Consider the following 19,535-nt stretch of genomic DNA (forward strand, 5'->3'; position numbering starts at 1 on the left):
AAAAGATTGTCGTGAGCAGAATTTATCCCTAGACCTAGGGCCTGTTGAGATTCATCGAGAGTTGATGATAGCGGCGGCCAGATAGATTATTGAAGCGAAGCTCTGGTCTGTTTTACAGGCCCGCAGGGCTATACGTTTGAATTCCTTCAGTTTTTGAAAGTAGTTCTCAATCAGATGCCGCCATTTGTAACTATGGTTGTCGAACTCTGGCGGGAATTTTCGGTTGGATTTTGGCGGGATGACCGGAATAATTCCTGAAACACTCAGGGTTTCGCGCAGCCAGTTGGCGTCAAATGCGCGATCCGCAAGGAACATTTTGCAGGAAATACCCTCAATGATCTCCGCCGTTTCGCGCAGATCATGGACTTGCCCCGGCATCAGACGAAATGAAACCAGATTGCCGAGCGCATCAGTCAGGCCCAGAATTTTTGTGGTAATTCCACCGCGAGATCGCCCTATAGCCTGGCTTTGAGTCCCCCTTTTGCGCCCTGTCCGTGGCGGTGAACCTTGCAGATTGTGCCATCAATCATGACGCATTCCATGTCTGGATCACCCGACACGGCGTCAAATATCCGTTTGAAAACATCGGCTTTGACCCAATGTCGGAAGCGTTTGAAAATGGTGTTCCAGTTGCCAAATTCAGCTGGAAGATCACGCCACGGGGCACCGGTTCGGGCAATCCACAAAACCGCCTCCATGAAAACGCGACTGTCCCCACCCGTGCGACCGGGGTCACCTTTTTTGCCAAAACAATGCGGCTCCATCAAAGCCCACTGGGTATCGTTGATAACAAAACGCTCGCTCAACATCCAAACCTCCTTTTTTGAAGGAGTGAATCAGAAGTCAGCCAAATTGTGAATCCTGAATCTCAACAAGCCCTAGTTTTTCAAAGAAAATTCGAATGCCAGCTTGCTCGCATATTGCCAAACGACTTTGCACCCTTAGAGAAAGTCCGCATTCCACTCTTCACGCCTCAATAAACCGATACCTAGCCCTTGCGGCTTCCAGTTTTAAGCCTGCCCGCTCAGGGTCGTCGCTGAGGGCCATTGCCATGCGGTCGGCCAGTCCGCTGACATAATCGGGTAGATCGGACTCCTGCACCCCTTCCAGCGCCGCTAACGTGGTGGTGTTGCCAATCACTTGGGCCATCATCAGGCGGATATGCTCTTGGCGGTGAACGTATTTCACCTTGTCGGGGTCAACATGGCTGCGCATTTCGTCCAGATCGCCTTGCGCCTCAAACTGCGCCAAGTCCCAGATTGCGGCATTGGGCCAGCGGGCGCGGTTGGTGTCGGTCGGGTGCGGGTCGCAATAGCGGACCTTTTGAAATGCCTCGGCCACGATATCGCCAAAGAGGGCATCGAGCTCAGCCCAAGTCCTGACCTGCCAACGGTCTTTGAGCTGCTTTTTGCCTGCGCGAACTTCAATGCGCCAAACCCGGCTTTGCGCGGCGTCTGTCGGGTCCAGCGGGGGCAGGTCGTCGCGGGCATCCGCCCAGCCCTTTGGCAGATAGAGCGCCCGATCAATGATGGCATGACCATGCCGGGAGACATAGGATGCGAACACACCGATCTGGCAATTGGTGATCTTGCCGGCCGAACCTGTATACTGCCGACCGACCCCGCAGGATGCCTTGCCCTGCTTGAGAAAACCGGTCTCATCAAGCACGAGAACGGCATCGGGATCGGCCAGCGTCTCAAGCGCGTAATCACGCATGATGTCGCGCAAAGAAATCCGCGTCCCAGGATCGCCTGTTGCCGCCAAGGGCCGAGATCGCCCGCCGCTTCCGCACGCATCCATCCCGTCTTGCGTCTTTCGTCCCCCAGCAAGCCATCTAGAAACTGTCCTGCTGATGCCGCCACACGCTCCTGCGTGAACAACGGTCGCATCCGCGCCTTCACTTCCCGCAACGAAGACGCCCAGCCCCTTACTTTTGGGGGGATTACCCCCTGGCCTGTGGGATGCACGTGATTTTCACCGGATGGGGGTGGGGTTTCGGCGGCATTACCGCATGATATCAAGCTGTTGAGCGATGGCTGCTTGGTTGTGGTCAATGGGGGCATCGTGACCGACCCGAGCGACCGAACCAAACTGAACGTTGATACCATGCGCCCGAACCTGACGGTATTGGCAGATGGCGTGATTGTGGGTCAGATGAAATTGGCGGCAGAATACCACCAAAACTTGATCTGTCACCTTGCGCTGTTGCCTGACCGCACCGCCTTTGCCATGCAATCGGAGGGTGACCCCGCCGAGCCTGTGCCGCTGTTGGGTCTGTGGCAACCGGGGCAGGCGGCGCGGCTTTGCCCGGCTGCGGATGCGATGAAAGGCCATGCCGGGTCGATTGCGGCCACTGCGGGGCGGATTGCTGTGACATCGGCGCGGGTGGTGTGGATGATACAGGCCGCCCGATTGCCAGCCATAACCGCGCGGATCTGTCCGGCGTGGCGGCGATGGGGGCGGGGTTTGTCGTGACCGATGGGCAAGGCGTGACATGGCGGCCGGATCAGGATTTGGCCTTGCTGGAACAGCCCCCTGCGGCATGGGATAACCACCTTATCGCCTTCTAAACCGGCATCGCTTGCGGCACCAGCCACGGGCCATTATCCGGGGTGGCGTTCACGCGCACGGGGCAGCCATAGGCCGTAGACAAGGTGCCGTCCGTCATCACCTGATGCGGGTTGCCAAATGCTGCAAGGCGGCCGCTGTGCAGCAGCGCCATCTGGTCGGCGAACATCGCGGTCAGGTTCAGATCATGCATCACCGCCACCACTCCGCCCCCCGCATCGGCAAAACGCCGTGCGATGCCCATCACCATCAGTTGATGCCCGATATCAAGGCTGGACACCGGCTCATCCAGAAACAGCCAGCGCGGGCCGTCTGGCCCCAACGGTTGCCACACTTGCACCAAAACGCGGGCAAGATGGGCGCGTTGCTGTTCGCCTCCCGATAGGTCCTGGAAGGCGCGGTTGGTATAGGATGCCAGCCCGACCATAGCCAAGGCGCGCGCAGGCAGGTCGGTTTGGGCATCCATCACGCTTGACTGCAGGCCAAGGCGCACCACCTCGGCCACGGTAAAGGGAAAGGCAAGCTGGGTCGCTTGGGCCAATACGGCGCGGATGGCAGCCAGTTGCCACGGCTTTGCCTGCGCCACGTCTAACCCGTTCAGGTGGGCGTGACCGTGAAATGGGGCATCGCCGGTTATAGCGCGCAGCAGGGTTGTCTTGCCCGACCCGTTCGGCCCAACGATGGCCGTGATTTGCCCCGGCTGCGCGGTTAAGGAGATGCTATGCAAGACCCGACTTCCTGCGAGTGAAACGCAAAGATCGCTTATTTCCAGCATCACATCCCCCCGATACCGCGCCGTTGCAGCAATATCCATAAGAACACCGGCGCGCCGACAAGGGCGGTGACAATGCCAATGGGCAGCTCGGCCGGGGCCAAAAGCGTGCGGGCAAAGATATCGGCAAGCACCAGCAGGCTTGCCCCCAACAGGGCCGCATTGGGCAGCAAAAAGCGGTGGTTCGGCCCGGTTGCCAACCTTAATAGATGCGGCACGACGATGCCGATAAAGCCGATGCCGCCCGCAATCGCCACGGCCGCCCCGGCGCTGGCGGCCACCCCCAGAATCGTGATGCGTTTCAAACGCTCGGTATCAATGCCGATATGGCGGGCCTGCGCCTCGCCCAGGGCCAGCGCGTTCAGCCCGCGTGCCAGCAGCGGCGAAAGCGCCAGAACCGGCACGATCAAGGGCAAGCTGGCCGTGATCTTGGCCCAGCTTGCGCCCGCCAGCGACCCCATGCCCCAAAAGGTAAGGTCGCGCAACTGGCGGTCATCGGCCATATAAACCAGCACGCCCGTCACAGCCCCGGCCAAGGCGCCAAGCGCGATGCCTGCCAATAGCATCGTGGCCACCGATACGCTGCCGCCGCGGCTGGCCAAACGATACAGTGCAAGGGTCGCCGCCCAGCCGCCCAGAAACGCTGCAAACGGCACCAGTTGCGGGCCGATCCATGCGCTGAGGGTTGCAGGCAGCAGCCCACCCAGCACAATCGCCAGCACCGCGCCAAGGCCAGCACCGGCCCCTACTCCCACAATCCCCGGATCCGCCAGCGGGTTGCGAAACAGCCCTTGCATCAACGCCCCCGACACTGCCAGCGCAGCACCCACCAATGCGCCCATTGCCAAGCGGGGCAGGCGAATATCCCATAGAATTAACGCTTCACGCGCAGTCAAACCATCCAGCATATCGAAGAGCGACACCCCCGTCGCCCCCGACCCGATTGAGGCCAGCCCGGCCACAACCAGAGCCAAGGCCAGCCCTTGCGTCACACGCGCCGCGCGGAGCGACCGGTCTTGCACATCCACCGTTTCGGCCAGCATAACCATGTCAGCCCCCGTAAAGCGCGGCGTTCAATGCCAGTGCCGCATTGGGCGTGCGCGGGCCAAAGCCCAGCAGTAGCATCCCGTCCATCCGGATGATGCGCCCGGCCTTGGCGGCAGGCGTTGCGGCAAGCGCGGGCGTGGCCTGCACATCTTCGGCCGAAAGTGCCAGATCGCCACCGCGATCCATCATCAAAATCACATCGGGGGCGGCGGCGATCACCGCCTCATCCGTGATCTGCTTATAGCCTTCAAAGCCTGATACCGCATTCACCCCGCCCGCAAGCGCGATGATGCCAGCCGCCGATGAGCCTTCGCCCCCTGCCATCACACGGCCACCCTGCAGCGATATCACAAACAATACCGATTGCGGGGCGGTCACGGCATCGGCGCGCGTGGCGGCCTTGGCAAAGCCCGCTGCGGTTTTATCGGCAAGGGCTGCGCCTTCTGCCTCAAGGTTCAGCGCGGCTGCGACGGAGGTGATTTTGTCCAGCACCCCTTGGGCGCTAAAGCTACCGGGCATGGTGACAAAGGGAATGCCGCCCGCCTGCAATACCGCCACCGCCTCCACCGGCCCCGCGCCTTCCTCGGATAAGATCAGATCCGGCGTCAGCGACAACACCCCTTCGGGCGAAAGCGCGCGGATATAGCCGACATCGGGCAGGGCCAAAACGCTTTCGGGGTAGTTCGAGGTCGAATCCCGCCCAACCAGCAAATCCCCCGCGCCAAGCGCGACAACTGTTTCCGTGACTGAACCGCCCAAAGAGACGATGCGGGGTTTCGGGGTGTCGGCAAGGGCAAAGGTGGCAAGCGCCGCCACCCCAAGACCCGCGATCAGGCCAAGGTGCAGGCTGGCAAGGCTGGGCCGGATCACGCCATTTCCTCCACCAATCGGGGCAAGCGTGCCGTCATCGCGTCCCACGCATCGGGGGCGGCATCTTTGCGATAGCCAAAGATTTGCAAGATCAGCGCGCCGTCTTTGTCAAATGCCTCAACACTGTGGACGGTTCCGCGCTTGGTGGGCTTGGATACGCAGTAGGCCTCGGCAATGTGATCGGCGCGCAGATGCAGGTTGAAACGCGGGTCCATGACGTTGATCCACGGCCCCATCGGCACGATTTTTTCGATCAGACCGCCGTGGATTTGAATGCAGCCCGCATTGCCGACGAAAATCATCACCGGAATGGCCTTGGTGGCGCAGGTGGTCAGGGTTTGTGTCACGGCCGACACGTCCAGCCGTTGCACATGCGGCGCGCCGATAACATGATATGCGCCAAGGCGGTTCATTTTATGGCGATTTGTCATCGAAAAGAACTGATGTGTATCCGTCATGGCGTCCCAATCGGCGCGCAGGGCATCGGCGCGGGCCGCATCGCCCTTTGGCCCCTCAACAGGCGCGCGGGGTGCAAGCGTCAAGGTCTGCAACTGGTCGGGCAGGCGCAGGGTCGCAACCAGCGCATCAAAAGCTGCAAAATCACATTCGGGTTTCAGGTGGATTTTATGCACAGCATCACCCGCCGCGTCAAAAATTTGCAGGCTGCATTTGCGGCCATCTGGCCCCGTTTCATCCATGGCAAAACCGAAGACCCAATGTTTCGGGAACATCCGCATATCAATTTCCGGACCCACGATCATTTGGGCATGGGCGCCGCCGTGATAGGGCGCGTAAACCCCGCGTCGTTCATGCACGGCAGAGTCGTTGCGGGTCAGCGCCATGACATCGCCCAAACCTTCGATCAGGGGCATCAAACGGTCCAATGTGGCGTTGATCGCGGTGGCGCCATGGCCGACATGGGCGGCGACCAGATCGGCCTCGGTTATACCATGAGCATGGGCGAAATCACGGGCGCGGGCTGTGGGGTTTTCGATGCGCAATGCGCGCAGGTCTGCGGGTTGGATGGCCATCGCGGCGGTCCTCTCTATGTCAAAGGGGGGCTGTGTCTGGCGGCCGCAGAAAGGCGGTGGCTGGAGCGGTTTTTCAAAACTGTAATACTTGACAGTTATTGTCAGCTTACCTAAAAGCCTTTTCCTGACAGATCAAGTCAGAAAATGAAAACGCTCTGCCCGCCAGCATGATGCCGCCCCTGTCTTGGGCCGCAGGCCAGCCCCCTTTCGCAGATAACACGTCAAGGGACGCCCATGCTTGCACATCGCACTTACCGTATATCCATGTCTGCCCGCCTGATGGCATCCGTTACCATTGCCGCCTTGGCCGCTGGCCCCCTGGCCGCGCAAACGGCCAATGAGGTGCCGCTGCTGGGGCGGATCATTCTTGGCGCTGGCCAGCCAAAAGTGGCGATGGACACACCGCAGGCCGTAACCTTGGTGGAGCAAGAGGATTTGGACCGTGACCAGCCCGAAACCCTGACCGAGCTGTTCAAAACCGTGCCGGGGGTGCAAGGTGCCGGTGCTTCTGCGCGGCCATTGGGGCAGGCGTTCAACATTCGCGGCATCGGCAATTCCGAACAAACGGCATCCGAAAGCCGGATTATTGTGACTGTAGACGGCGCGCCCAAATTCTTTGAGCAATACCGCATGGGGTCTTTCTTTGGCGATCTGGAGCTGTTCAAGCGGGTCGAGGTGCTGCGTGGGCCTGCGTCCTCCACGCTTTACGGCTCGGGCGCGATTGGCGGCGCGGTGGCCTTTACCACCAAGGACGCCAGCGACTTTATCCCCGAGGACAAGACGACGACCCTGCGGTTCAAATCGGCCTATGACAGCAATGGAAATGGCAGCAAGCAAAGCCTGATCTTTGCGACCAAACAGGGCGGGGCTGCGTATTTGGGGGCGCTGAATTACAGCACCGGCAAGGATGTCAAGGACGGTGCTGGCAAGGTATTGCCCGGCACCGCGCATGAAAATGTGTCGGGGCTGCTGAAGGGCACTTGGGCCTTGGGCGAGGAACAATCGTTGACCCTGTCCATGTCGCGCACCGATAGCGATCTGGATGATACTGTGGTGGCCCAAACGGGCGGCGCGGCTGTGGCGGGCTTTGGCACGGCAGATGTGCATACGATTGATGATACTGTCGCGCTGACGTGGAAAAACCCGGTCAGTGACAGCACGTTCTGGGATGTCAGCGCCGCCTTGTCCTTTACCAATACACGGGTTGAAAAAGACAACTTCTCGTTCGGGTCCATGTGCGCGCCGGGGCGGTCTATTGTTCTGTGTGACAGCGCTTATGGGTATAAGACCACCAGCCTGCGGTTGGAAAACACTGCCGATCTGTCGGCGGGCGCGTGGGAGAATTTTCTGACCTTTGGTGTGCAAGTCTCGCAGCAAACCCGCAGCGCGTCCTCTATCGCCGGGCCGCTGGCCTTTCATCCCGAAGGCAAGGATAACAAGCTGGGCGCCTATGTGCAGGGTGAATTTGTCTGGAATGACCGGCTGACCCTGATCCCCGGCGTGCGGGTGGATTTTGGTGATGTGACCCCCAGTGCAGCGGCAATCGCGGCAGGGGGCGCGGCGCAAAAAGACAGCGCGATTTCGCCAAAACTGGCTGTGATGTATAAGGTGAATGATAGCTGGTCTGTCTTTGGCTCGGTTGCCCGCACCGAACGGATGCCAACCATGGATGAGCTGTATTCATCCGAAGCGGCAAGCAGCCTGCCGGCGCGCACGCCAAGTCTGAACCTTGCCAAGGAAAGCGCCGATACGATCGAATTGGGCTTTACCTATCAACGCACTGGCCTGTTTGCAGCAGATGACAGGTTGCAGTTGAAGGCAACGGCGTTTCACAACGATGTCACCAACATGATCGCCACAACCCCGCGCGTGGCGGGTGGCGCGGCGGTGCCGTATTTCAGCAATATCGCGGCGGCCAAGCTGTGGGGGGTGGAGGTTGAGGCCGATTATGATGCCGACCGATGGTTTGCCCAGCTTGCCTATTCCAATGTCCGCAGCAAAGACCGCAGCACCGGGCTAACGCTGGCCGATACGCCGGCCGAAAACGTGGCGCTGACACTGGGGGCAAAGCTGCCCGACCAGAACCTGACCATCGGTTGGCGTGCGGCCTATTTCGACAAGATCACAACGTCATCCGCCACAACATCGGGGGCTGCCTATGACTCGCATGATGTTTTCGTGACGTGGAAGCCGCAGGATGGGGTTTTGGCGGGGCTGGATTTGAACCTATCGCTGACCAATGTCTTTGATGCTGATTATCGCAACAATCTGTCACTGGATGCCGCCCCCGGACGCAGCGCGAAACTGTCTATCGGAAAGAGCTTTTCATGGTGATGCGGGTCGCGGCGTTTTGTGTGCTGATTGCGGGGCCTGCCGCCGCGCAATCCTTGCAATCCTTGGCTGTCGAGTTGAACACCGCCGAGGATCTGGGTGCCACAACCGGCATGGCCTGCCGCCTCAGCTTTCTGGCCGAAAACAAGCTGGGGGCGGATCTGTCAGCCGTGGTGTTCGAGGTGGTCGTGCTGAACGCTCAGGGACAGGTTGACCGCCTGACCTTGCTGGATTTCCAAGACCTGCCACAGGGGCGCAAGCGAGTGCGCCAGTTTGATCTGCCGGGCGTGGCCTGTGACAGTGTGGCCCAACTGTTGATCAACGCGGCCAACACCTGCACGGGCGAGGGGGTGGACCCCGGCGCCTGTATGAAAGGGCTTGCGGTGACATCACGCGTCGCGGGAACAGAGGTATCAGGATGACAAATTGGCTGCATCAAACCGCCATCGCAGTGCAAGGGTTTATCGCGCTTGGGGGGTGGGTTGTGGGGCTGTTGCTGGCGCTCTCGGTGCTGGCGGGGGCGCTGGTGCTGTGGAAACTGTGGCAGTTTCAGGGGCTTGGCCGTGATACCATGCTGCGCGAGGCTTTGGCCCTGTGGGATGCGGGCCAACAACCGGCCGCCCGCGCCAGCTTGGCCAGATCGCCAAGCGCGCTAGGGCAACTGGCCGCGCAGGCGATGGCCGCGCCTTCGCCCGATCTGCGCGACAGGCTCTATGCGGAAACCGAAGCGCTGATGGTGCGGTTGGAGTCGGGCTTTCGCGCCTTGGATGCGATTGTCCAGATCGCGCCGCTGATGGGGCTGTTCGGCACTGTTTTGGGGATGATCGAGGCGTTTCAGGCCTTGCAAGGCGCGGGGGCCTCGGTCGATCCGTCGATTTTGGCGGGGGGCATCTGGGTTGCGCTCTTGACCACGGCAGTTGGGTTGGCGATTGCGATGCCGGTTTCCCTGATCCTGACATGGTTTGAGGCGCGGGTGGCGGCACAGCGGCGGCTGGCCGAGGCGATGGTTGAAACCCTGTGCGGCCCCGCCTTGCCGCAGGCAAACACCACGGCGCATCCCGTGGAGCGGTTGGCCCATGCCTAGCCGCGCAGCCCCTCTGCGGCGGCGGGCCTTGTCGCTGACATCACTGATCGACGTGATCTTTCTGCTGCTGCTGTTTTTCATGCTGACAACCACCTTCACCCGCACGGGTGACTTGGCACTCAGCGTGGGTGGGGCAGGGGGTACGATTGCCGAAGCCCCGATTTTCCTGCGGTTGGCGGTTGATGATGTGTCGGTCAATGGCGCGTCAATCCCGCTGGGTCAGGTCGCAACCGCCATTGCCGCGCTGTCCCCAACCCCCATCGTTCTTATCAGCCCGCAGCCCGGCGTGACCGCGCAGCGTTTGGCCGATGTGCTGACGGCCCTGCAAGGGCTGGCCGGCGCGCAACTGCATGTGTTGGGCTAGCAGATGCGCGCCCCCCGTTTCCAACGCAAAAAGCCGGAACCGACGATCACCCTGATCAATGTGGTTTTTCTGATGCTGATTTTCTTTCTGGTTGCAGGCACCATCGCGCCGCCTGTGCCAACCGAAGTACGCTTGGTGCAAGTCGCGGGGAACAAGGCCGCCATTCCCCCCAATATATTGGTGATCGACGCAACGGGACAGACGCTTTCGCAACACGGGCCAATGGACGCTGCGGCATTTGTCGCGGCGCTGCCCGCCGATGCCGCAGGTATTGCGCGGGTGATGCCAGACCGCGATCTGCCCGCCAAACAGCTTATCGCCGTGGCACGGGCCTTGCGGCAAGCGGGCGCGCGTGAGGTGCGGCTGATGACGGAAAGGACGACAGAATGAGCCTTCGCAAATTGGTCTTTGCTACGGCGACGATTGCGCTTTCTGGCACGCTTCATGCCGCAGTTGTGGGGCATCTGGCACTTTCCAAAGGCGCTGTGCCGGACCTCAGCGCGGGTGGCGGGCAGGCGATCCCGCTGCTTGGGGATAGTTTTGCCGATATGGCAGCGGGGGGGGCGGCGGCACCTGTGGCGCCAATCATCTCGCCCAAAGCGCTAGCAACGCCTTTGGCCCCGCTAGAGGTGTCTGCCATGGAAGCGCAGCCCGTGGTTGCGGTCGCGCGGCCGGTTGAGCCAGCGAAAACGCCCCGACCCGCCCCGCAAAATACTACCAAACCCGAAACGCACGCGACCATCAGCCCCGTGCTCGTGCCCGAGGCGGTTCCGGTGCGTCCAGAACCGCGACCCCAAAAGACAAAGCCAGCGCCCAAGCCCAAGCCGCAAGCGGTCGGGAATTCAGATCAGAACCGGACAAAAGGGGGTGTGTCTGGTCAGATCGCCGGAAAATCCGCCGTTGCCAAGGGCAAGGCCGCAGACCAGCAGGGCGATGGGGGCAAAGCTGCGGCAAGCTATGCCTCGTCTGTGTTGCGCAAGATTTCCAGAACTCGCAAAGCGAAATCCCCGGCGAAAGGGCGCGTGGTTGTCAGTTTTTCAGTATCGGGAAACGGCACATTGCAATCTGCGCGCATCGCGAAATCTTCTGGCGATGCAAGGCTTGATCAGGTGGCATTAGATCACATCCGCCGCGCCGCCCCATTCCCCGCGCCGCCGCCCTCAGCCAAACGGAATTTTGCGTTTGAATTCATAGGAAAGAACTGAGCTGTCGGCGCTGTTGGCATTATGCTTTTTTGTCATTGGGCGCGACGGTTTGCCGCTGTTCGCCTGTCGGATCGGATGCAGCCACAGATTGCAGGTCGCAACACAGATCTGCCCTGCAATCGTTCTGGTTATTTTGGGTTCAACACTATGATTTGGCTTGAATATATCATCCTGCTGTTTTGGCGGCGCTGATCAGCATTGGTCATTTTTGCCCTCGCTGAAACCTGAGTGTTTAACTAGGTTTATATTGCTCGCAGTATATTTCTGACTTAAACAGTAGGAAATAAAGGCAAGAGGACGAATCGTGATGCACACCGACACCCCAAGCAGCCCGTTTTGTGTCATTTGATTTTTGCCCAACATCGCCACGCCCGCGCTTTTTGTGCTGGGCCGATCCGGTTCAGTAAAACCCAACCGACTTTCAATAAGGAAGCACCTATGAAGACCGCATTTCTGGCCGCGCTTGCAGCCTTTCCCGGCCGGGGTGGGGCGCTGCGCCTGCAATGGATCGGCCTTGATGATGATGGCCCGGTTCCAGCCATCGCTGATTTGCTGATGTAAACAGAGGGCTGGCAGGTGGAACGCACGACAACCACAAATAGCAAACAAACGGCCAAGGCTTTGCGATTTGGCCTGCACCTGCTGGCGCTGATCTGTCTGCTGGTGGCGGCGATTGCTCTGGCCACGGTTTCGGGTGGTCTTTGGCCGTTTGATCCGAGGTTTTCTGCGCTGATTACGGGGGCCGGTCTGGCGATGCTGGCGATTGCCTGGTGGCCCGCCGCGCTGGCTTTTGCCGTGATTTCCGCTTTGCTGCCAAGGGCTCTTTGGCGGCTGGCGTTTTGGCCATTGGCCGTGTCGGTGATGATGGCAATTCATTGGGGGTTTGGCACGGCGCTGGGCTTCATGCCGCTGGGCGCGCTTGGGTTGGCGGGCGCGTTGAAACTTTACACCATTCCTACGGCAGTGCCGATCCTTTTTGGATCGGCGTTGCGCGAGGGGCTGGCCTGAAAACCATTGGCACTGTTCGCACGGAAAAACCGCATCATAAAAGGAATTTGTTATGACCTCGCCTCTTGGACCTGACCGCCGCACCGTTTTGTTTCGGGCGCTTGCCACTTTGCCGATGCTCGCAGCCCCCGGCCTGTTGCGGGCACAGTCACGCATTGAAACGCTGGCGCTTTACGGGCCGCCCGCCGGGCCGTCGGTGACATTGGCGCATGCGGTGGCGACGAACCGTTTTGCCGATATCGCAGATACCGCCAGTATGACGGCATGGCGCACGCCCGATGAGCTGCGGGCGGGGCTGACCTCGGGCAGCATTCTTTTGTCGGTTGTGCCGGTGCAGGCGGCGGCAAACCTTTACAATCGCGGCTTCCCGATCCGGCTGGCCAACGTGATGACAAACGGGCTGCTGTATGTTGCCACGGCCAATGATGGCATCACTGCGATGCCTGATCTAAAGGGCCTTCGCGTTGCTGTTCCGTTCCGTGGCGATACACCTGAAATCCTGTTTGGCCAGCTTTTGGCCCATCATGGCCTGAACCCCGAAACGGATCTAGAGATCAGCTATGCCGGCACGCCGATCGAGGCGATGCAGCTTTTGCTGGCGGGGCGGGTTGATGCGGCTTTGACGGCCGAGCCATCGACCACTGCTGCTGTGATTGCGGGGCAGCAGGCGGGCAAGCAGGTTCGCCGCGCCATCGACCTTCAGGCTGCCTGGGGTGAAATGACGGGGGCGGCCGCTGTCTTGCCGCAGGCGGGTTTGGCGATTACCGGGGCGTTCCTGACCGAACATAATGACGCAATTCCCGCACTTCTGGCGGCGTTAAAGGCCGCGAATGATGAGGTTCTGGCTGATCCTGCCACTGCCGCGGGCAATGCGGCAAAGGTGCTGGGAATGCCCGCGCCGCTTTTGGCCGCGTCAGTGCCCCATTCCAACCTTGTCGCGCGCGCGGCCGGTGAGGCCCGCGCGGATATTGAGCGGATGCTGGCCGCCATGACCGGCACCGATATGGCCGCCATAAATGGCAAACTGCCGGATGACAGTTTTTATCTTTGACCTTTCGGGCCGGGTTTGCCGCCCGGCCCATTCTGCCCGAAAATGCCAGCGAGAAAGTGCCAGCCATGACGACCATTCTTAGACCGCCGATCACAGCCCGCCCGATTACAGCCCGCCTGACCGAACGTGCCGGGCGCGTGCTGGATTTTCTGTGGTCCGGCTGGGCCGGTTTGGCTGGGCTGTTCTTGCTGGCAGCGGTCTGGCAGGCGGGGCATGAGGCTTACGGCCCGTTCATCCTGACTTCCCCCCAAGATACGATCGCCGCCGTCTGGCGTTTGACGGGTGATCCTTCGGCCTGGACGGTGGCGGGGGTGACGTTGCAGCGCGCGGTGACGGGCTTTGCTTTGGTCAGCGTGATTGGCATCGCATTGGGGCTGATCGCGGGGTATTCACCCGCCACGATGCGCCTTGTGCAGCCCTTGATCACAGTGCTGATGGGGGTGCCGCCGATTGCGTGGATCGTGCTGGCGATGATCTGGTTTGGCGGCTCTGACGCTACGGTGCGCATGGTGATCGTCGTCTCGGCCCTTCCCGTTGTCTTTCTGGGGGCAGCGCAAGGGATTGCCACGCGTGACCGCGGCTTGGATCGCATGGCCGAGGCGTTTGGCGCCGGGCCGCTGCGGCGGTTTTTAACGGTGGGCTTGCGCCAGACGACAACGACATTGTTCCCCGCGCTGGTGCTTGCACTTGGCACCTCGTTCAAAGTCGCGGTGATGGCCGAGCTTTTGGCCAATGCCGGTGGTATCGGCGGGGCGCTGGCCAATGCGCGGATCAATCTGGATATCGCAACCGCGCTGGCGTGGGTGCTGATTGCGGTAGGGCTGCTGATTACGGTGGAATATACGCTGGTGCATCCGGTCAAGGGAGAGATTGAGCGTTGGCGACGCGCCGCACAGCCGTGGGGGGTGAAACGATGACTGCTTTGCAGATAACGGGGTTGGAATATGCCTATCTGGGTCGTTCCGTGCTCAAGCGCGTTGACCTGACGGTTGGCACTGGGGAAATCGTGGCGCTGGTCGGCCCGTCAGGCTGCGGCAAATCCACGCTTGCCCATGTCGCGGCTGGGTTGATGACGCCGAAATCAGGGCATGTGGTGGCGGGCTATCACCGCCATGCGATGATTTTTCAGGATCCCGCGCTGCTGCCTTGGGCAACGGCGGCAGGCAACATCGGCTTCTCGCTGCGCCTTGCACGGGTGCCACGGGCCGAGCGTCCGGCCCGCATTGCACAGGCCGCCGCCGCCGCTGCGCTGGAACCGGGCGATCTTGCGAAATATCCGGTTGAGCTGTCGGGTGGGATGCGGCAACGCGTTGCCATTGCCCGCGCCCTGGCAGTGCGCCCGGATTTCCTGTTTTTTGACGAGCCGTTTACCGCGCTTGATGTGGCACTGCGTCGCCGGATGCAGGATCTGGTGATTGAAACCTGTGCCAGCGGCAGGCTTTCGGGATTGTTCATCACCCATGACCTGTTCGAGGCCGCCCGGATCGCGCATCGCGTGGCGGTGCTTGATACGCATGGCGCGGGCGTGCGGGGGCACCGCGTGGTGCCGGGTGCCCCCGGTGCGCGCAGCGAAACCATGGTGCAAGATTGGGTCAATGCAGCCCTTGGCCGCGACCCGCTGTTTCGCCACATCCATGACGTTGACGAAAGGCAAATCGCATGATCATTGCTGCCATTTTGGGGCCTGAACGGCCCCGCGCCACGCAGCTGCCTGGGATACTTGCTGACGAAGGCTTTCGCCTGTTTTTTCCGTTGGCAGCACTTTATGCGGCGGTTTTTCCGCTGTTTTGGGTGTTGGCGATGGGGTTTGATCTGCCGTTGGCGCGCAGCGTGCCGCCGTCGCTGTGGCATGCACATGAAATGCTGATCGGGGCCTTCGGGGCTGCATTGATCGGGTTTCTGACCACCGCCGCACCGGAATGGACCGATACCGAGCCGCTGCGCGGCCGACCGCTTTGGCTGCTTGCCGCCCTTTGGGCGCTGGGCCGCATGATCGGTTTTCTTGGCTGGGACGGGATGAGTGCCATGGGCGCGCTTGCTGATCTGGCCTGGATGGGGGGGCTGATCGTCTATATGTTGCGGCTGTCATGGGCAAAGCGTAGCGACCGGTTGCTGACGTTCGTGTGTTGGCTGGCGCTTCTGGCCGTTTGCACCGCCGCCACGCGGTATCACTTTTTGGTGGATGATCCTGCGGCGGCGCAGGCTTGGGTGCATCTGGTGGGCTTTGCCTTTCTGGGCCTGCTTGGGCTTGCGTTGGCGCGGATTACCGTGCCGGTGACCAACCTTGTGCTTGACCCGTCCGAGAGCAGCTCGCGCTTTCGGCCCCATCCCGGCCGGATGAACCTTGCACCCGGCATGGTGTTGATTGCGATGGGCGGCCAGATTGCGGGCCAGATGGGGAACCTGTCACCGGCTGTCAATGGCTATCTGCTGCTGGCTGCGGGGGCCGCCTTTATGGATCGCGTGGCCGAGGCCTTCATTGGCCGTGAGGCCTTTCGCGCCGAGGTTCTTTTGCTGGCGGGGTCTGGTGCGTTCGCGGGGGCGGGCCTGCTGATGACAGGTGCCGCAGCGCTTGGTGCCCCTTGGTCAGAGGTGACCGGGCTGCATGCCGCCTTCATGGGGGGCTTGGGGTTGGGGGTTTATGCGGTGTTTTGTATCGCAGGGCTGATGCATACCAATCGCCCGCTGGGGCTAAGCCGGCCTGTGCGGCTGGGTGCGCTGGTTTTGGCGCTGGCGGTCGTTATGCGTCTGGCACCCGACCTTGGCGTAGCCATTCCCGGCCCGCTGCACGGGCTTGCATCATTGGCTTGGGCGGGGGGCTATCTGATCTGGCTTTCCGTCTTTTGGCGCTATGTGTCGGGCGTTTCGGTTCCCCAAGCCGTCACACCGATCGTACCACAGGCGCCGCGCGTGGCCCCTTTGCCAAATGTCGCCGCCGCCGAATAGGGGCGGCGCTGATGCTGGCACCACAAAGCACAGGCCGGACCTAAATGGTTTCGGCCTTGATCATCGCGCGATAGCCGGCCTGCCAGTCCTTGTGGCGCAGTTCGAAACCGGGAAGAGAGAGCAGCGCCTTATTGCTGATCCGCCGGTTTTCAGCATAGAATGCGGCCGCACCCGAAGGCAGGCCCGCCGCGTCAAAAGCAATTTCTGGCGGGCGCGGCAGGCCCAGCATCGCGGCCACGCCGATCAGGATGTCAGAGGCGGGACAGGGCACGCCATCGGCAAGGTTGGTCAAACGATGCGGCTGTTGTGCGGTCATCGCTGCCAGTGTCGCGCCGGCAATATCGTCGCGGTGAATGCGGTTGAACACTTGTCCCGGCTTCAAAATGGCCCGCGCTTTGCCACTGCGAAGCTGCGCCAGAACATTGCGCCCTTCTGGCCCGTAGATGCCCGCGATCCGAAAAATATCCAAGCCCGCCCCGATACGCGCCGCTTCCGCCTGCCACGCGGCCTCGGCGATCAGCCGGGCCTTGGCATCTACTGTTGCAGGGGCGGGGGCGCGGGATTCGTCGATCCACGCCCCCCCGCAATCACCATAAACCGCGGTGGATGAATAGTAACCGACCCAGCGCAAGCCTTCCTTTTGCCCCACCCCGGCGCTGGCCCCCGCCATTGATGCCAGCGCCGGGCATCCTGTTGCCCCCGGCGGCGCCGAGACGAGCAGATCGGTCACACCCGATAGCGCGCCGCGGGGCAATTCGCCGTGCTGATCCATCAAAACAGGGTGCAGGCCGCGTGACGCCAGCACCGGCGCGCGGGCAGGATCACGCAGCGCCGCGCTGACCTGCCCCCCCGCTGCCAGAAACCGCAGAGCCACCGCGCGGGCTGCATAGCCCGGCCCCATCAGCAGCAGATGCCGCCCCGCAAAGCGATCAATCATTCAGCGCCCGCCATCAGCCGTGCCTCAAGCGCGTCAAACGCGGCCATCTGATCGGCAAGCAGTTGACGCTTTTCGTCACGGCCAAGATAGACCTTGAACAGGCACCTTCCGTCCTGTCCGTAAAACTGGACCGAGCGGGTTTCCATCGAAAACAGTTTGCGGCGCACGAAGGCCACGCGCGCGCATGCCGCAATATTCAGATGCCCGCTGATTGGCTTGCCTTTGGGGTTATACATGCCTTGCGCTATGGTGCCGCCGCCGAAGGGGGCCTTGACCTCCAGGATCACGGGGCCGGTATTGACGATAAAGGTGATTTCGCCCCAATGCGCGATATCATCCAATGCGGCGGTCATTTGGTGGCCGGGCAGGTGGGTCACCTCATCTGCGGGCAGGGCCTCTAACACGGCCAAAGGCGTGGTGCCTGCACTGCGGGCGATATCTTCCAGCGCGGCGGTGGGGTTTGCCGCCAGTGCCTCGGCAAGGGTGGTCGGCGTTGCAACGGGTGCGTCAAGCATATCTGTCGTCATTTCATGTCCTTAAGGTCAGGGTGCTGGCCAAGCCAGCCAAGAAGTCGCCCGGTCATTGCCACTTGCCAAAAGCGGCCTGCACGGGTCAGACGGTGAAAACGGTGATGCGGCGCCAAAAGCCCCGCAGAGGTCCATTGCACGAGCAGCGGGCCCAGATGGTCTGCAATGCTGCATTTTGTGGCCGGGCACAGCGCCGACAAAGCCGCCTCGGCCGGGGCGAGGTCGAGCAGCCCGCGCTCCATCCCCTGTTTCAGCGCGTTGCCAATCGGCGCGCTTGGCCCCGACTGCATCATCCCGCGGGTCAGGCAGTGGGAAGGATCACCGCCGCGCGCCGCGAAGTCGCGCAGATCGCTGGTGATCCGGTAGTTGAGGCCTTGCAAAAATCCACCTGCACCGGCACCAAAGGCAAGACAATCGGCGCCTGTCTTGACCGCAAGGTTATAGACGTTGCGTTCGCGCAGGCTGCCTTGCCAATGGGTTGTCGAAATCGGGGCCCACCCCTCGGCCTCGGCCGCGTCCTCGCCCGCGGCAAAGAAACGGCCCAGATCCGAGGGGCCAGCCGGCAGCATTTTGCCTTTTTCGATCGCGGTCAATAACGGTGTGCCGGCGATCAGGTTCAGCGAATAAAGATCCAAGCCATCCAGCCCCAATTCCGCGCAGAGGGCGACATCGGTTGCCACATCTTTGGGGTGTTGGCCCGGCAGGCCATACATCAGGTCGATAACCACGGCCCCCCGATCCAACGCCACCAATTGCCGCAGAAAGTTTATGACCTCGGCACGGGTGGCTTTGCGCCCCAAGGGACGACGGATTGAATCCGAAAAGCTTTGCACGCCCAAAGATATTCGGGTCGCGCCCGCATCATAGGCCGCGCGGGCCTTATCCAGCCCGAAGGAATGGATGCGACCTTCGAGCGTTATTTCGCAATCGGGGGCGAGTGGCAGATAGGTGCGGATCGCGGTGATAAGCCGCGACAGCTCGCGTCCGGCCAACGCGGTGGGCGTGCCACCGCCCATATAGACGGCCTGCAAAGGTGGCCCTTCATGCGCGGCCGTATCGGCAAAGGCCCGCATTTGCGCGATGACAGCATCGACATAGGGCGCGCCATCGCCACTGCGCCATGCGTTTTGATAAAACCCACAAAACAGGCAGTGATTTTCGCAAAACGGCACATGCAGATAGGCCACGGCCTTGTTGCGCCGCCGCACGCTATGAAGCGCGGTCCAGCGCTCTGCGATCTCGGCCTCGGGGATAGGGACCATGCCGGAAAACGGATGGACGGCACGCTTGCCGGGAAAGGCCCCCGAGAGTGGATCCGCGCCGGGTGCGGCGAAGAAGGTTTCCAAAGCCGGCAGGCCAGCATCTGCTGGGCGGCCTGTTGGCGGCACAGTCGCCGCAACGCCGCGCGGGTGCAGGGGGGATGCAACCTCAGCCATCGGTCAGAACGCTTTGCCCCGACCGGGCGCAATAGATCACCGGATCGGCGGCAGTTGGGGTGCATGTTTCGCCCTTGGCCAACGGGACAATCTGATAGCCCCCAGCGCTTGGCAATTCCACCCGGTAGCGGTAAATCTCTGCCTCGGCTGGGGTGCCATGGACAAAGGGTGTCAATTGCAAAGCCGTCTCGCCACACAGTGCTGCGATAGGTGGAGTGCCTGCCTCGGTCAGGATTTGCGCCAGCACATCCAGAGTCGCCTCACAATCAGTAAGGCTTTCGGTTTCGGTCAGGGTGACGCGTGTCGCATCGCCCCCGGCCATCGTCAAAATCAAAAGAGCTGTTTTCAGCATTGCCAT

Annotated in this window: 23 protein-coding genes and 1 pseudogene; 14 read left to right on the forward strand and 10 right to left on the reverse strand. The window is 61.4% G+C overall.

The window, feature by feature from the left end; genetic code table 11:
• Window positions 1-51 precede the first annotated feature (51 nt).
• Together VDP61_RS08160 and VDP61_RS08165 are read right to left on the reverse strand one after the other, a co-directional pair.
• A protein-coding gene (locus VDP61_RS08160; RefSeq protein WP_323006441.1) for an IS5 family transposase occupies window positions 52-809 on the reverse strand; the annotation gives its coding sequence in 2 pieces (ribosomal slippage) (window positions 52-473 and window positions 473-809; 759 coding nt in all).
• A 664-nt stretch (window positions 810-1,473) separates the two neighbouring features.
• Window positions 1,474-1,943: pseudogene (locus VDP61_RS08165) on the reverse strand (transposase); the annotation flags it as partial.
• A gap of 73 nt (window positions 1,944-2,016) precedes the next feature.
• Here VDP61_RS08165 and VDP61_RS08170 point away from each other — a divergent pair.
• Complete coding sequence (locus VDP61_RS08170) at window positions 2,017-2,475, forward strand: DUF1513 domain-containing protein (RefSeq protein WP_323006553.1); 459 nt, start codon at window positions 2,017-2,019, stop codon at window positions 2,473-2,475.
• A complete protein-coding gene (locus VDP61_RS08175; protein ID WP_323006554.1) occupies window positions 2,454-2,570 on the forward strand; it encodes a hypothetical protein in 117 nt (38 codons plus the stop codon). The genes VDP61_RS08170 and VDP61_RS08175 overlap by 22 nt, the downstream gene beginning before the upstream one ends.
• Here VDP61_RS08175 and VDP61_RS08180 read toward each other — a convergent pair.
• From VDP61_RS08180 to VDP61_RS08195, 4 genes are read right to left on the reverse strand one after another with little or no spacing between them, the layout of a single operon-like run.
• Window positions 2,567-3,343: a heme ABC transporter ATP-binding protein gene (locus tag VDP61_RS08180; protein WP_323006442.1), complete on the reverse strand. Its 777-nt coding sequence runs from the start codon at window positions 3,341-3,343 to the stop codon at window positions 2,567-2,569. The genes VDP61_RS08175 and VDP61_RS08180 overlap by 4 nt on opposite strands.
• Entirely contained in the window at window positions 3,343-4,389 is a 1,047-nt protein-coding gene (locus tag VDP61_RS08185) for an iron ABC transporter permease (protein WP_323006443.1), read from the reverse strand. The genes VDP61_RS08180 and VDP61_RS08185 overlap by 1 nt, the downstream gene beginning before the upstream one ends.
• A gap of 1 nt (window position 4,390) precedes the next feature.
• Window positions 4,391-5,305: a heme/hemin ABC transporter substrate-binding protein gene (locus tag VDP61_RS08190; protein ID WP_323006444.1), complete on the reverse strand. Its 915-nt coding sequence runs from the start codon at window positions 5,303-5,305 to the stop codon at window positions 4,391-4,393.
• Complete coding sequence (locus tag VDP61_RS08195) at window positions 5,254-6,288, reverse strand: hemin-degrading factor (protein ID WP_323006445.1); 1,035 nt, start codon at window positions 6,286-6,288, stop codon at window positions 5,254-5,256. Before VDP61_RS08195 ends, VDP61_RS08190 begins: the two co-directional genes overlap by 52 nt.
• 234 nt (window positions 6,289-6,522) lie before the next feature.
• Here VDP61_RS08195 and VDP61_RS08200 point away from each other — a divergent pair, with 234 nt between their 5' ends.
• The 12 genes from VDP61_RS08200 to VDP61_RS08255 all read left to right on the forward strand — a co-directional run bounded on the left by VDP61_RS08200 (window position 6,523) and on the right by VDP61_RS08255 (window position 16,277).
• Window positions 6,523-8,622 carry a TonB-dependent receptor domain-containing protein gene (locus VDP61_RS08200; RefSeq protein ID WP_323006446.1) on the forward strand — a complete coding sequence of 700 codons (2,100 nt, stop codon included), beginning with the start codon at window positions 6,523-6,525 and terminating at the stop codon, window positions 8,620-8,622.
• A complete protein-coding gene (locus VDP61_RS08205; RefSeq protein ID WP_323006447.1) occupies window positions 8,616-9,041 on the forward strand; it encodes a hypothetical protein in 426 nt (141 codons plus the stop codon). Before VDP61_RS08200 ends, VDP61_RS08205 begins: the two co-directional genes overlap by 7 nt.
• Window positions 9,038-9,703, forward strand: a complete 666-nt coding sequence (locus tag VDP61_RS08210; RefSeq protein WP_323006448.1) for a MotA/TolQ/ExbB proton channel family protein — start codon at window positions 9,038-9,040, stop codon at window positions 9,701-9,703. Before VDP61_RS08205 ends, VDP61_RS08210 begins: the two co-directional genes overlap by 4 nt.
• The gene (locus tag VDP61_RS08215; RefSeq protein WP_323006449.1) at window positions 9,696-10,067 is read left to right on the forward strand and encodes a biopolymer transporter ExbD; all 372 of its coding nucleotides are present in this window, start codon (window positions 9,696-9,698) and stop codon (window positions 10,065-10,067) included. Before VDP61_RS08210 ends, VDP61_RS08215 begins: the two co-directional genes overlap by 8 nt.
• A gap of 3 nt (window positions 10,068-10,070) precedes the next feature.
• Window positions 10,071-10,457, forward strand: coding sequence for an ExbD/TolR family protein (locus VDP61_RS08220; protein ID WP_323006450.1), 387 nt, complete (start codon window positions 10,071-10,073; stop codon window positions 10,455-10,457).
• Entirely contained in the window at window positions 10,454-11,272 is an 819-nt protein-coding gene (locus tag VDP61_RS08225; RefSeq protein WP_323006451.1) for a TonB family protein, read from the forward strand. The genes VDP61_RS08220 and VDP61_RS08225 overlap by 4 nt, the downstream gene beginning before the upstream one ends.
• A 438-nt stretch (window positions 11,273-11,710) precedes the next feature.
• Window positions 11,711-11,833: a hypothetical protein gene (locus tag VDP61_RS08230; RefSeq protein ID WP_323006452.1), complete on the forward strand. Its 123-nt coding sequence runs from the start codon at window positions 11,711-11,713 to the stop codon at window positions 11,831-11,833.
• Window positions 11,834-11,848: 15 nt separating this feature from the next.
• Window positions 11,849-12,280 carry a hypothetical protein gene (locus tag VDP61_RS08235; RefSeq protein ID WP_323006453.1) on the forward strand — a complete coding sequence of 144 codons (432 nt, stop codon included), beginning with the start codon at window positions 11,849-11,851 and terminating at the stop codon, window positions 12,278-12,280.
• Window positions 12,281-12,332: 52 nt separating this feature from the next.
• Window positions 12,333-13,331, forward strand: coding sequence for an ABC transporter substrate-binding protein (locus VDP61_RS08240; protein WP_323006454.1), 999 nt, complete (start codon window positions 12,333-12,335; stop codon window positions 13,329-13,331).
• A gap of 65 nt (window positions 13,332-13,396) precedes the next feature.
• The gene (locus VDP61_RS08245; RefSeq protein ID WP_323006455.1) at window positions 13,397-14,248 is read left to right on the forward strand and encodes an ABC transporter permease; all 852 of its coding nucleotides are present in this window, start codon (window positions 13,397-13,399) and stop codon (window positions 14,246-14,248) included.
• A complete protein-coding gene (locus tag VDP61_RS08250; RefSeq protein WP_323006456.1) occupies window positions 14,245-14,994 on the forward strand; it encodes an ABC transporter ATP-binding protein in 750 nt (249 codons plus the stop codon). The genes VDP61_RS08245 and VDP61_RS08250 overlap by 4 nt, the downstream gene beginning before the upstream one ends.
• Complete coding sequence (locus tag VDP61_RS08255; RefSeq protein WP_323006457.1) at window positions 14,991-16,277, forward strand: NnrS family protein; 1,287 nt, start codon at window positions 14,991-14,993, stop codon at window positions 16,275-16,277. Before VDP61_RS08250 ends, VDP61_RS08255 begins: the two co-directional genes overlap by 4 nt.
• A gap of 40 nt (window positions 16,278-16,317) precedes the next feature.
• Here VDP61_RS08255 and VDP61_RS08260 read toward each other — a convergent pair whose 3' ends face one another.
• From VDP61_RS08260 to VDP61_RS08275, 4 genes are read right to left on the reverse strand one after another with little or no spacing between them, the layout of a single operon-like run.
• A complete protein-coding gene (locus VDP61_RS08260) occupies window positions 16,318-17,214 on the reverse strand; it encodes an SDR family NAD(P)-dependent oxidoreductase (RefSeq protein WP_323006458.1) in 897 nt (298 codons plus the stop codon).
• Entirely contained in the window at window positions 17,211-17,741 is a 531-nt protein-coding gene (gene hutX, locus VDP61_RS08265) for a heme utilization cystosolic carrier protein HutX (protein WP_323006459.1), read from the reverse strand. The genes VDP61_RS08260 and hutX overlap by 4 nt, the downstream gene beginning before the upstream one ends.
• Window positions 17,738-19,177, reverse strand: coding sequence for a heme anaerobic degradation radical SAM methyltransferase ChuW/HutW (hutW, locus tag VDP61_RS08270; RefSeq protein ID WP_323006460.1), 1,440 nt, complete (start codon window positions 19,175-19,177; stop codon window positions 17,738-17,740). Before hutW ends, hutX begins: the two co-directional genes overlap by 4 nt.
• Window positions 19,170-19,529, reverse strand: a complete 360-nt coding sequence (locus VDP61_RS08275; protein WP_323006461.1) for a hypothetical protein — start codon at window positions 19,527-19,529, stop codon at window positions 19,170-19,172. Before VDP61_RS08275 ends, hutW begins: the two co-directional genes overlap by 8 nt.
• Window positions 19,530-19,535: the final 6 nt, after the last annotated feature.

The organism is Pseudorhodobacter sp. (genome assembly GCF_034675685.1).
GTDB lineage: Bacteria > Pseudomonadota > Alphaproteobacteria > Rhodobacterales > Rhodobacteraceae > Pseudorhodobacter.